The sequence below is a fragment of the Syntrophorhabdaceae bacterium genome (assembly GCA_028713955.1).
Lineage (GTDB): Bacteria > Desulfobacterota > Syntrophorhabdia > Syntrophorhabdales > Syntrophorhabdaceae > UBA5609.
In genome coordinates, this window is sequence record JAQTNJ010000067.1 from 1 (window position 1) to 13,919 (window position 13,919).

Annotated in this window: 8 protein-coding genes; all 8 read right to left on the reverse strand. The window is 49.8% G+C overall.

Going from position 1 to position 13,919, the window contains the following annotated elements; genetic code table 11:
• On the reverse strand, positions 1 to 239 hold a 239-nt coding region (locus PHU49_07530; GenBank protein MDD5243854.1), incomplete at its 3' end, for a hypothetical protein.
• 2 nt (positions 240 to 241) lie between these two features.
• Positions 242 to 610: a hypothetical protein gene (locus PHU49_07535; GenBank protein MDD5243855.1), complete on the reverse strand. Its 369-nt coding sequence runs from the start codon at positions 608 to 610 to the stop codon at positions 242 to 244.
• A 295-nt stretch (positions 611 to 905) separates the two neighbouring features.
• Complete coding sequence (locus PHU49_07540) at positions 906 to 2,249, reverse strand: HlyD family type I secretion periplasmic adaptor subunit (protein ID MDD5243856.1); 1,344 nt, start codon at positions 2,247 to 2,249, stop codon at positions 906 to 908.
• A 108-nt stretch (positions 2,250 to 2,357) separates the two neighbouring features.
• Positions 2,358 to 6,122: a calcium-binding protein gene (locus PHU49_07545; GenBank protein MDD5243857.1), complete on the reverse strand. Its 3,765-nt coding sequence runs from the start codon at positions 6,120 to 6,122 to the stop codon at positions 2,358 to 2,360.
• A gap of 1,339 nt (positions 6,123 to 7,461) precedes the next feature.
• Entirely contained in the window at positions 7,462 to 9,567 is a 2,106-nt protein-coding gene (locus PHU49_07550; protein ID MDD5243858.1) for a type I secretion system permease/ATPase, read from the reverse strand.
• Positions 9,567 to 10,889 (reverse strand): TolC family protein, encoded by a 1,323-nt coding sequence (locus PHU49_07555; protein ID MDD5243859.1) that lies wholly within the window; start codon positions 10,887 to 10,889, stop codon positions 9,567 to 9,569. Before PHU49_07555 ends, PHU49_07550 begins: the two co-directional genes overlap by 1 nt.
• Positions 10,890 to 11,462: 573 nt before the next feature.
• Positions 11,463 to 13,268: a calcium-binding protein gene (locus PHU49_07560; protein MDD5243860.1), complete on the reverse strand. Its 1,806-nt coding sequence runs from the start codon at positions 13,266 to 13,268 to the stop codon at positions 11,463 to 11,465.
• A gap of 40 nt (positions 13,269 to 13,308) precedes the next feature.
• On the reverse strand, positions 13,309 to 13,919 hold a 611-nt coding region (locus PHU49_07565), incomplete at its 5' end, for a LytTR family DNA-binding domain-containing protein (GenBank protein ID MDD5243861.1).

The following is a 13,919-nucleotide window of genomic DNA, read 5'->3' on the forward strand; positions in this document are numbered from 1 at the left end:
CTGACATCTGTTTGAGGAAATGTGATGTTGAATATCTCTGCCGGCTGCCAGTAGAAGTCGCCTATCATCGATGCGATCTGCGCGTAAAGCGGATCGTCACCCCGTGAAAAACCCACGAGAGGCTCGCCCCAGGCGACCTCGTTATTATCGTTCCGGAGAGAGTTTTGAGATGATCCTGCAAACTCCCTGATACTTCTCTCAATCCACTCTACCGCACCCTGCCCGCTTTTTCTATCCATGCTTAATCCTCTTCTAGTGTATCAGAAATAAGTTTTAAAGTGCGCGGTGCAGAAGGGGTCTGTGTACCCGGCGTGGTCTTTCTTGCACTCCGGGAAGGTCTCGTCGCATTTGGCCACCAGTATTCCTGGTTGGTTTTATCCCCGTCACAGTGCCAGGGACGGCAACCCGTGGGGAATTTATAGCAGCACTTGACATTATGAATGGTCCCGATAGTCTGTTCAGATGAACCGCTCCCGTAGTTGTTGTACATCCTCTGTTTGCACTGGACCTCGTCGGGGCATTTGTAGCTCTGGACCGGCCCATGAGGATCCTGTGCAAAACATGGGAACGTCAGGAGCAACAAAAAGATAACAGATAAAAGAATGCGCATAGTCAATCCTCTTTATTGATAATCGATAAGAATTTTAAAGTATAAAAAAACCAAACCCGTATGTCAATACGAGGCCGGCTTAACCAGGCTCATCCTTGATCCCGGATAATTCATCAGCACAGCGTCGGGATGTCCTGTAGCAAACCGTCGTGAGGCGAGGAAGCTCGGTCTTTTGCGAAGCAAAAGTTCCGAAGCCGAACGCGAGCGAATGCAAGCCGCTGGAGCGTATGAGCGTGTTTGTGGGGACATCTCGACGCTGTGCTGATCCTAATGCATAATCTTGGTTAACCGGTCTTCACCTCACTTTGATCCCTTCGTCGAGATATTTGATAATGGGGTAGATAAAAAACTCGATGATCCTTCTTTTGCTGACAGTAATCTCCGCGGTAACACTCATGCCGGAACTCATCACCACCTTTTTGCCTTCCACCGTTAATTGGGTCTCGACGGGCGTCACGAAGACCTCGTAAACCGGTCCGAGCTTTTCATCTTCAATGCTGTTGTGCGATATGTTTCTTACGGATCCCTTTAATGTGCCGTATTTCTGAAAATCAAATGTATCTATCTTTATCATAACGGGCATCTTATCCTTTATAAAACCTATGTCTTTATTGAGGACGGTTGCCTTGATAGTAAGCGGCGCCCCGTTGGGTACCACTATCATGAGCTTCTGGGCAGGGGTTACCACACCGCCGACGGTATGGATAAAGAGATTTGCCACGTATCCGTCAACGGGCGATACGATCCTCTGTTTCTCGTTCCTGAAGGCCGTCTTCTCGATCTCTGCCCTGATCTCCGTGGACTGTTTCTGTTTATCGGAGAACTCCTTCAGGTTTGTTACCTTAAAATCCTCGCTGACATATGCTATCTCGCTTACAAGCCCCTCTTTACGGTGGCCAAGCTCCTTAAGCTTCCCCTCGGCCTGTTCGATATTATTCCGGTAGGTCAGGATATCGTTGAGGACCTTTTCGTAATCTTCGCGGGCAATAATATCAAGTACGGCATGGAGCCTCTTTTCCTTACCGTTTGCAACATCAAGGAGGGACCTGTTATACTCTCTCTCCTTTTCCGCAGACCTTATCTCCTCCTCTGTCCGGTCAAGCTCGGCCTTCTTCGCATCGAGATGCTTCGCGAGACTTGATAGTGAAGACCGGTAAAGCGCGCGCTGCGTACGGATGGAATCCTCGTCATACTTTCCCTGCGATACGGGTCTGAATTCTTTCCCCGTCAGGGTTGATTCGAGCCGCTGCTTCTCGATCTCCAGAAACTGGAGGCCCTTCTTTTTTGACTCCAGTTCCGGTGCTGTGATCGAAGGGTCGATCTCCATGAGCACCTGGTCCTTCCTCACATAATCACCCTCCCTGCAGAGTATGCTGCTTACGACGCCGGTATCGAGGGGCTGTAGTGTCTTGACGTCTCCGTCCGGGATCACAATGCCCCTGGCGGTAACGACCACGTCGACCTTGCCGATGCACATCCACAGGCCAAAGAAGACCATCGTCGCGATAACCACCCAGAAGACGATCCTCCCCAGCGGATGCGGCGGCCTCTCCTCGATCTCCGCCATGGCCGGCTTGAACTCATGGGCATCATCCTTTCTGAAAAAGTTGCTCAACCGCTCAATGTTCCATATCTTCATAGATCACACTACCTTTATCAGCTATCAGCTTAAAGACTCTTTGCCTTGTCTATTCTCTTAGGTTCTCACTATTCACCGTTCACTATTCACTATCGACTATTCACTGATTCATTGGTGCCATGATTGTACAATAATGTTCATCAGCTCCTGGTTTCCCTTCACATCATCCACTGTTGTCAGGTTGATACCGTTACTGTTTGCATAGGCGGTTATCTGCTGGATCACGAGGTTGATGTCATCAGAGGTAAGAAAGAAACCGTTATTGAGTTGTACCCTCTCGATGCTGTCATACTGCAAGCTCTGATCGTAAACAGTGATCCGGTCACGATCTCCATACGCACAGACAAGAACCGAATCACTGTCGCTCTGGAAGAAGGCGATGCTTTCTTTGGAGATACTTCCAAGGAATTCGATAGTATCCGTTGCTCCCTCCATTCCATTGTCATCGACGATATCCGATCCGTCGCCTACAGAAAACCGGTAGGTGTCGCTGCCCTCACCGCCGTCGAGGTAATCATTGCCGATACCGCCAATAATGGTGTCGTTGCCTCCGTATCCATAGATATAATCATTTCCGGCGGCTGCATCAAAGACTTCACCGGTATCAAAACCGCTCAGGCAATCGTCTGCATCGGTACCTCTTACAACTGCCATACTCTCTATATCTGCCCGTGTCATGGATGTTCCGTCATTAAACTCAAGCGTATCGATCTTATATTCATTCCCGCAGTACCAGTTCTGCACGGTGATGCTGTCGGTGGAGTTGAGGGATACGATGAGGTCATAGTCCCTGCGGGTCACGGTAAGGTCATCTTTGGTGATGCCGGGACCGAACGTGATGGTATTTATATCAACGCCTGCGTAATCATACTCGCAGATCGTGTCCTGACCGTCACCAATATTGAAGAGGTAGGTGTCGCTACCTCCTGCGGTGGCCTGGATGTAATCGTTGCCAATGCCGCCGTGGATGGTGTCGTTCGTATCGAAGTCGTACAGATAGTCATCACTGTTGGTGCCGCGGATGACGGCCATCTGTTCTATGTCCTGCATTGTGAAGGCGGTGTTATCGGCAAACTCGAATCTGTCAATTTTATATTCATTTCCGCAGTACCAGTTCTGCAGGGTGATGCTGTCGGTGGAGTTGAGGGATACGATGAGATCATAGTCCCTGCGGGTCACGGTAAGGTCATCTTTGGTGATGCCGGGACCGAACGTGATGGTGTCGATGCCGGTGCCCGTCGCATCGTATTCGCAGATCGTGTCCTGACCGTCACCTTTGCTAAAGAGATAGGTGTCGCTGCCGCCTGCGGTGGCCTGGATGTAATCGTTGCCAATGCCGCCGTGGATGGTATCGTTCGTATCGAAGTCGTACAGGTAATCATCACCGCTGGTGCCACGGATGACGGCCCTGTTTTCAGCTTCAGGCCCTGTCATGATTGACCCGTCGCTGAATCTGAAGGTTTCAATCCGGTATTCATTCCCACAGTACCAGTTCTGCACGGTGATGCTGTCGGTGGAGTTGAGGGATACGATGAGGTCGTAGTCCCTGCGGGTCACGATAAGGTCGTCCTTTGTGATGCCGGGACCGAACGTGATGGTGTCGATGCCGGTGCCCGTTGCGTCGTATTCGCAGATCATGTCCTGACCGTCACCTTTGCTAAAGAGGTAGGTGTCGCTGCCGCCTGCGGTGGCCTGGATGTAATCGTTGCCAATGCCGCCGTGGATGGTGTCGTTTGTATCGAAGTCGTACAGGTAATCATTGCCGCTGGTGCCGCGGATGACGGCCATCTGTTCTATGTCCTGCATTGTGAAGATGGTGTTATCGGCAAACTCAAAGGTGTCAACCTTATATTCATTCCCGCAGTACCAGTTCTGCAGGGTGATGCTGTCGGTGGAGTTGTTGACAGAAAGAATGAGGTCATAGTCTTTCCGTGTGACGAGGATATCATCTTTTGTGATGCCGGGACCGAACGTGATGGTGTCGATGCCGGTGCCCGTTGCGTCGTATTCGCAGATCATGTCCTGACCGTCACCTTTGCTAAAGAGATAGGTGTCGCTGCCTCCACCGCCAGAGAGGGTGTCGTTGCCTAAGCCACCTGTTATTGTGTCCTGGCTTGCGCCCGCATCAACGTAATCATTACCTTCCCCACCTTCAAGAACATCGCTGCCTCCTCCCCCGTAGAGATAATCGTTACCGGTACCGCCATTGAGAATGTCACTGTCCTCAGTACCGGAGAGACAATCCGTCCCGGCATTTCCATACAGCACCGTTCCATACAGGGAATCGTTTCCGTCGCCGCCCATTATTGCATCATTAACTTCCGATGAAGACAGATTATCGTTGCCGGCAGTCCCTGTGATCACATTTTTCCCCGCCGAGTCGATAATCCAGGTTAAGTCCTCGCCCTGTGCGGTAAATGCACTGCGGAATCCCATGATGAAATTGAGCATATCCTTTGCCTGGAATCCATAGACAGTACGGGAAAATTCTCCCAACAGCACTTTACCTGCTGCTTCATCGTTTGTTAAAGCGGTTTGTATGGCTGTGGCGACAACGCTCAGATCTCCCTTTATGTGCTGCGAGGTTTCATCCCACGTGTAGGTGATCATATCGTAGATATCTTTGAGGTGTGTCTGTGCCATCAATTGGGCATAGTACATCTCGAATACCCCTTTATAAGACCGTTCGAGAAAGGGTACTGCTCCCTGGATCGGGTCCGCCCCGCCAGTCCCTGCGTATGCCTCGCCAAAGAGCGCCTCCAAGGCTGCTAATCTCCGGGCATCTATAAAACCACCCCTGCTTTCAGGGTCTATGCCATCACTGCCCGTCCACCTGAAGATGATCTGTTCCATGAGGGTATTGCGGGCAGTAACATCAGTCTCATTCATAAACTGCTCAACGAGGCTCTTCAAGCCGGCATCTGAGGGCTGGCCACCAAGGGCTTCTCTTGCCATCGCCTGATGAAGGTCATAGGTGTTTCCAAACCCCTGAAGACCGGGCAGGACCGCTATATCGTCGGGCACATTGAGCCATTCATCGGCGATGGTATAGGTCTTGTCTGTCTGGAACCATACATCGGTGGCGGTGAGGACCGTTCCGTCCTTTCTGGTATAGCTCCCCACTTGCCGGTGTTCGTTCCCATTCTCGTCAACATAAGTAGAGTTGCTATAATTGGTATTGATAGACCGGATACCAAGTTCGTCTAAGGTAAACAACTCATCTGATGCGGAGTAGCCGTCACCGTCGATATCCTGCCATACCTTGAGCTGAGTCCATACACTATCATTAATATCGATCTTCCCGTCCTTGTTGTCATCGAGGGCAGTAAGTACCTGGAACCCGTTCTGCGCCGGGGTCCCATCAGGCATGGTGACATTGAAAAGCTCTGCCCCGTCATTGATGATACCGTCTCCATTCCTGTCCCAGGCAAGAAGGCCGTCATCGCTTCCGGCCCATGCTATCTTCTCCGCAAAACCGTTCTTGTCATGATCAAAGTATGCGCCATCGTTCAGTCCCGTGGTCTCAACCCCGTCGCCATCGAGGTCAAGGACAATGGGGACGCCGCTTCTGGGAGGGAGAACAGCAGCAGCATCATCGAAGAGGTCCGTCCATGGGGCGATACTATCTAAAGCGTATGAATGGTTTATAAGATTAAATGGGCCAGGCACATATGGTTCATTAAATAGATCATTGGGTGTAACACTTCTTCCATCATACTTCTGGTGATATTCTTGCAGCATTTTTTGCTCTTCTTCTTCAGAGACCATGTGATCTCCTTCAATGATATTCATTAACTTCTTAGTAACATTGCTTCCAATAGACGAGATTATCTTTCTGATAAGATAATTAAAAAACCCTGTATATAGTGACATTTTATACCCCCTTGATGGTTTTTGTTAATAACTTCAATCCTGTAAATTAAGGAATTAAATGGGTCAGTAAATTAATAAAGTCATCTATAATTTCCTTAATATTTCTCTTCAATATGATTCTGAGCAATATTCCAACACATGCTACAAATATAATAAGAACGATAATTGTAAGGAATGAACTCAATTGATTATCCTTCTATTTTGTTTTCCGATAACTCGTTTATCTTATACTGTAGATAGAAAATACCTATAAAGAGAGTAGCCCCAATAGAAATGGTTATCTGTTCTGATTTTTGATAATGATCTAATAAGATGCGTCTCACAACAAAACTTTGATAAATTAATAAAACGTCAATAAGTATAGATATGTAAATTAAATATGGAGAAATATAAGAAATATAAGGAGACAACAAGGCTATCTCTTTAGATGCTCCTTCAAAAAATGCAGCACATGTACAAAATAAAATCATTAATAGTGCAATCACTGGTATTTTTTTTGTGACCTTCTTCGGTGAGTTGAGGTTATTAAAAACGTGCCTCTTCTGTAAGAACCAGACCGGGTAATACAAGAATAATGTAAAAAAAGTGAGAAGAACAACCTTAAGAACACTCTTTTTAAGAACCTGGGGACACAGGGACGTTGGTAACTCTCGTAACTTACTCATAGCTCTCCATTCTCCTTTTTCATCATTTTTAGTACCGCGACGTGCGATGCGCCGGGCAGATGTGCCGTTTCGGTATAAGACGTTGCCCGTACAACATGGTGAAGGATATTTAAGCGTGTCTTATGCGACATTATCTTCCTCCGTGAACTGAAATCTTTTTCTTTGGCCGCAGCATGTTAGTTACAAAAGTTACCAACGTCCCTTATGCACACTCTCACTGCCTTGCGGGAAATTTTCTTTTTTCACAACACCCTCCTCCGATTTCCTTCGGTATTGTATAAATTAACATTCATCGCCTGTCTTAATGCTCGTTACTCGTTACTCGTCGCTCGATGCCGGATACCGGTGATAAACCCCACCCGTTCAATGTTCTATGTTCAACGTTCAATGTTAAAACATGATGGATTAAAGACGTCAGATGTGTGGGGAATGTGTCATTGCGAGCCCGCAGGGCGTGGCAATCCCACCTTTTGAGATCGCCACGTCGCTTCGCTCCTCGCGATGACAATAAAGAGTATGTTCTTTGCACCTCGCGTTTTCTCCTCATGCCCTTACACCTCACGGATGTTCCATGTTTTTCGATATACGATCTTGATGAGCCACCCTTCACATCCTCTTTTGTTTCTTTTGTCTTTCTACTATATACCATTCACTATCGACTATCGACTGCCTCATCACACTGCCTCCTGCTGCGTGTAAAGGTGGTGGTAGTAGCCCTTCTTTTCCATAAGCGTTTCATGGGTGCCCGTCTCTATGATCCTCCCCTGGTCAAGGGCAACAATAAGGTCGCAATCCTTCACCGTTGATAGCCTGTGCGCCACTATGAACATCGTACGTCCGGCCTTGATCTTGTTGATATTCTGCTGGATAATCTTTTCCGACTCGTAGTCAAGGGAAGATGTGGCCTCATCGAAGATGAGGATCCGGGGGTGTGTTATCAGCGCCCTGGCAATGGCTATCCTCTGCTTCTGGCCGCCTGAGAGCGTCGATCCCCGTTCCCCTACCAGCGTATCGTATCCTTCGGGGAGCTGTGATATAAACTGGTGGGCGCCGGCGATCTTCGATGCCTCAATGACACCCTCCATCGGCGCATCGGGTCTCGGCAGCATGATGTTCTCCCGTATTGTCCCGCTGAAGAGATAGTCATCCTGGAGCACAACGCCGATATTGTATCTCAGCCAGATAGGGTTCATGTGCCTGATATCGATGTCGTCAATGTATATTGCGCCTTCGCTTAAGATATAGAGCCTCTCGATCAGTTTCGTGATCGTGCTCTTGCCGCTTCCGCTCCTGCCGACGAGTCCCACGCTCATCCCCGGTCTTACGGCAAAGCTCACCTGCTGCAGGGCGTCCGGGGAATCCGGGGTATATCTGAAAGAAACATTCTCGAACCTCACGGCGCCGGCAAGCTTCGGCAGGGTAATATCCTTGCCGGATTTGATCTCTACCGGGTTATTCAGGATGTCCCCTATCCGGTCAACGGAGAGGAGCGCCTGCTGGAACTCGTTCCAGAGATTGACAAGCCTGAGAAAGGGTCCTGTAAACTGCCCGGCGAACATCTGAAATGCGATCAACTGGCCGATGGTGAGCTGATTATCGATCACAAGCTTTACCCCGAGGTAGAGAACGGTGATGGTCATCATGCGCTGGAACATGCCGGAAAAGGCCCTGGCGATATTCGACATGTTGGAAAGCTTGAAGCTCGAATGGACGTACTTTTCAAGGTTCTCTTCCCATCTTTTCTGCATCGAACCTTCAAGGGCAAGGGATTTTACCGTCTGGATGCCGGTGACGGACTCAACGAGGTAGGAATTGGACTGTGCCGCCATCTGGAACTTATATTCAAGCCTCTTCCTCAGTTCCGGCGTGACGGTAACGTAGAGAGTCCCCACAACGCACACAAAGGCAATAAATACAAGGGTCAGCTTGACGCTGTAGAGGAACATGACCGCCACGAAGACAACGGAAAAGCAGAGGTCGATGATGACCGACACGGATTTGTTCGTGATAAAATCCCGGATATTGTCAAGCTCTCTCACCCTTGCAGCGATGTTGCCGACCTTCCTTGACTCAAAATAGACAAAGGGGAGCGCAAAGAGGTGTCTGAAGAGTTTGGACCCCAGTTTCGCGTCGATCTTGTTTGCCGTGTGGATAAAGATATAATTCCTTGTCGTGTTCAGGAGAAACTCAAATACTGCTACCGCGATAAAGGCCACGGCAAGGACGTCGAGAGTGGTCATGCTCCGGTGGACGATAACCTTGTCAAGTATAACCTGTGTGAAAAGAGGCGTGATGAGGCCGAAAAGCTGGACGACAAATGATCCTGTGAGCACCTCTGCCATCACGTTCTTGTAATGAAGTATCTCGTTGTAGAACCACCGGAACCCGAAGGCAACCTGTGACGTTATCATCTTGTGTTTAAGGACGATGCACTCTCCGCCGGACAGGGCAGAGAACTCCTCGAGACTCACGGGCCGCACCTGTTTCTCCGCCGGGAAAAACAGAATGACCTTTTTTTCTTCGCGTTGTACCTTGAGGATCAGGCCGAAGCTATTGTCCCTGAACACGGCGATCGCCGGGGCAGGATATCTTTCGAGCAGCTCGTCCGGCGGCATCTTCTTTATCCGCGCCTTAAAACCGACGCCCTTCGCAACAAGAAGCAGTTCCTCTTTTGTAAGCTCATTGTCCGTTAAACCGTATTCTCTTTGCACAGTCCGCAGGTCCACGTTTATCCTGTTGATCCTGGCAACAGCCTCAAGGGCTATGAGCGCCGTCTGCATCAGCGTACCTCCTCTGTGAGCAGTTTAAGCTCCTTGACGGCGGATGCCTTTGTAATATAGACCTTTGCGAGTTCGAGCCTCCTGTTCACCAGTTCTATCTTTTCGATCAGGAGGTCTTTGTGCCCGGCGATCTTCTGCTCCGTAAGTCTCTCGACCATTGAGAGCTTCTCCCCGGTCTTTGCCAGCATCTCCCGCCGGTTTTTCATCTCCATACCGTAGAGACGCGATGCGTCGCTTAACCTTGCCTGCCTGCTCCGGAGTTCAGAGACCTTCTTCTCCTTCTCGATCTTAAGCCGCTCCATCTCCAGCCCCGCCCTCTCGATACGGGCGCTGCTTTTAAAACCGTCAAAAAGGGGCATGGTAATAGAAAGACCTACAAAGAAGTTCCGCGACCGTATATTCTCAACAGAGGCATTGAAACGATCTAAATCCTGTCCATACCAGGTATAGTTTGAATTGAACGCGAATCTTGGATATCTCTCTCTTTCAAGGGCCTCGATCTCCGCCCTCTTCTTCTCTATTGCAAGTTCGTATATCCTCCATTCCGGCGACATATCCACACGGAAATTGCCGGACGCCTCTTTCTCTTCGGAAAATCCTTTTACCTCAAGGCCTTCAATGGTATAGTCCTCTCCTGTATAAACAGATAACTCGTGGAGGAGGTCATTTACCCTGAGCGTGACCCCGTCAATCTCATCGAGCGTCTTAACTACGTTTAACGCGTCATTCGTCACCTCGACCCTGGCGATCCTGCCGGCAGTAAACAGTCTCTCCTTCGCGGCAGAAAGCTCCCGGTAGAGGCCAAGCAATTCCTTTTTCGCGGCCAATTCCTTCCAGGCAAGGAGCAGGTCTGAATAAATACCCAGCACCTTTAGCTTCATGTCCCGAACAGACTGGACATAGATAGTCCTTCTCAGGTCCACATCCCTGTATGCGATAAAAACTCTTTCGTCTTTTGCGCCAAAATCATAGAGATCGTAGGCAATACCAAGAGAGAGGGCATTCTGGAACATCGTGTTCTCTACGAGGATCACGTCCCCGACGGATGTGACCTGGGCTGTGCCGTCCGTCAGGTCCTTCACATACCCCGAGTTCCAGCGGGCGCTCAGTGTGGGATAATAGACTGAGAGCGCCTCCTTTTTTGCCGATTGGCTAATCCTGATGTCGAGGCCTGCCATCCGCACCTCCTGCGAGTGGCGGAGTGCCTTTTCTGCCAGGGTGTCGAAATCGATCGCTGCCGCACAAAGGACCTGTCCTTCAAAAAACAGCGTCAATAAAAACAGCATGACAACGACAGATGTATTGCAATACTTGTTGTCCATTGCCGGTTTAACCCTTAACCCCTTAAAGACCTTTTTCCTCTCGCCCAGTCACTGCGCTCCTTCGAGACGCAGAGACCGCAGAGGAGAGCTTTCTTTTGCCGGTATGGGAGAAGGATCCATACCGGCAAATCCGCATACCCTTGCGGGTAGTATTTACTCTTGCACCGCCAGGTGCTGAGAGTGTCGGCAGAATGATGGTTCCTCTTACTTCTGCCGACAGTATATTCTGTCTTTCTCTGCGTGCTCTGCGGCTCTGCGAGAGACAAGGCTTTAAAGAATTTTTATCTCACGCCCAGTCGCTACGCTCCTTCGAGACGCTGAGGACACAGAGGAAACCTTATGCTTTTGCCATGATTAAGAGAATAATGAATCATGGCAAACTCCCGGCACCTTACGGTGCAGGATCCCTGCATCTTTTCACCTTTCACATCCTCTATCGTTTCTTTTGTTTTTCACTATTCACTATCGACTATTCACTGCCTTCATGCCGGATACTCGTCGCTCTGGCAATAAACCCGTAAGTCGTCAGGCGTTTTTTGACTCTCTGCCCTCAGCTCTCCGCTCTCTGCTGCCTTATTGGTGCCATGTGTTCACTATAATGTTCATCAGATCCTGGTTTCCCTTCACATCATCGACTGATGTCAGGCTGATGCCGTGGTCATTTGCATAAGAGGTAATATCCTGGATGATTTTATTGATATCGGAGTCGGTGAGGAAGAAACCATTGGAAAGCTGTACCTTCTCTATGCCTGCGTCTATCGCTCTGGGGTAATGACCCTGGGGAGAAACCAGTATATGGTCTGTATCTCCGTATGCGATAGAGAGATTGCTGCCGTTCTTAAAGAAGGCGATGGTTGCTCCGGAGACCGAAGCATCGAAGGAGATTACGTCTGACGCCTTGTCCGAACCAATATCTCTTATCGTGTCAAACCCGTGACCGAGAGAGAAACCGTAAACATCGCTTCCTTCACCGCCGCAGAGGGTATCGTTGCCCGCGTTGCCGTAAATGGTGTCGTTGCCGTCAAGGCCGTAGAGGGAGTTATTGCCATGGTTGCCGATGATGATGTTGTCGAGAGAGTTGCCGGTGCCGTCAAAGTCGTAAGAAATATTATAAGGGCCGAAGAAGGGATCGAGCTCCAACAGTGTAATGTTCTCTACATAATCCGGAAGGGTATAATCCACCGAGGAGATAATGGTGTCGATGCCTTGTTCTTCAAAAAGGCGCGAAGGGCGCTCGATAACTGTATCGCCGGCATCATCCACATAATAAATGTCGTTGCCCGATCCTCCGTACATCCTGTCTCTCCCCGTGCCGCCGTCGAGGGTGTCGTTGCCTGCGCTGCCGGAGAGCCGGTCGTTATCGTAGCCGCCGTTGAGGCTGTCGTCACCGTCGCCGCCATAGAGGATATCGTTGCCTACGTTGCCGTAAAGGATATCGTTGCCGGCATAGCCCTTGAGGATATTATTGGCGTCGTTTCCGAAAAGGAAGTTGTTGAGGGCATTGCCAATGCCTTTGACGGCGGTCGTACCGGTGAGGGCCAGGTCCTCGATGTTTTCGCCGAGGGTGTATGTAACTGAGGAAAGGACAGTATCTTTACCTTCGCCGGCTTCTTCCCTGACGACATCGCCCCCGTTGTCCACGTAGTACGTATCGTTGCCCGAGCCGCCGGACATCGTGTCCGCGCCTTCATCACCTTCGAGGGTATCGTCCCCGTTGTAGCCATAGATGGTATCGTTGCCCGTTCCACCGATAAGATAATCGTCATCGTAATAGCCGTAGATCTTGTCGTTGCCGTCGCCGCCAGAGATGACCTCGCGGGCGTGGAGGACAACACCGTCATTTCCGTAAAGTTGTTCATTGCCCATACCGGCAATCAAACAGGGCGTATAGCCGTAGAGGATGTCGTCGCCGCTTCCGCCTTCAAGCCAATCTTCACCCATCCCGCCGTAAAGGGTGTCCCTGCCGGCGCCACCGTAAAGACGATCATTATTCTTCCCACCGTCTATTCTGTCGTTATCGGCACCGCCCCAAAGAGTGTCGTTACCGCTGCCGCCGTAAAGGGTGTCGTCTCCGTATTCGCCGTACAGCATGTCATCACCGGTTCCCCCGTATAAAAGATCATCCTGATCCCCTCCGTAGATTTTGTCGTTACCATCACTGCCATAGATGGTGTCATCTCCTTCAAGACCGCTGATCGTATCGTCTCCTTGGGTCCCGGTGATTGTGTTATCGTTCATATCACCCTTAATCTTCTTCCCCGTCGCTCCCACTATTCCGGACGGATACCAATATCCTTGGAGAAAGGCATGGTACATACCGTCCGATCCGTCCATTATCTCTTCCCTGTACTGAATCCTCTCTGCTTCACACTGTTTCATAACTCCCTCCTTTTCTATATTTAGTATTGTTCTGCATCGGCTATGATCGTATTGGCGGTTTGCATAAGAAGTTACCTTCAACCTTCAATGTCTTGAATCTTTGATAGGCAGCACGTCCAAGATGAAAAGGTGTCTGTACACCCACAAGATAGAGCTCGGCTGTTCTTGACCGTATTGTCCACGACTGGACGTGATAGCGGTTGATCATGAGAGAACGGTCGAGGACGACAAAGACGTCTTGCGGGAGGCGTCTCTCCCAATAATTAAAAGGGAAATGTACGATGTGCCTCTTTCCCCTGATCGTCATGATATGACTGTAGTTCTTCTCTGCAACGATGGCTGCAATTTCCTTTAACGGAATAAATTGGATCTTTTTTCCTGTTTTCAGAAACACCCGGTCTGAATAGGAAAGCGCCTCCCCAATTTCTCCCGGTGCATGGGTCTTTGACGTCACCCGCCTGAGCGACCCCTCTAAGCGCTCAGGGTCAACAGGTTTTACCAGGTAATCGAGGGCGTTCACCTCAAAGGCCCTGATGGCGAACGTGTCATAGGCCGTTACGAAGATTACGGGCGGCGGGTCTTCAAGCCGTTCCAGAAGATCGAACCCGGAACCGCCGGGCATCTGGATGTCGAGGAAGACAAGGTTGGGTC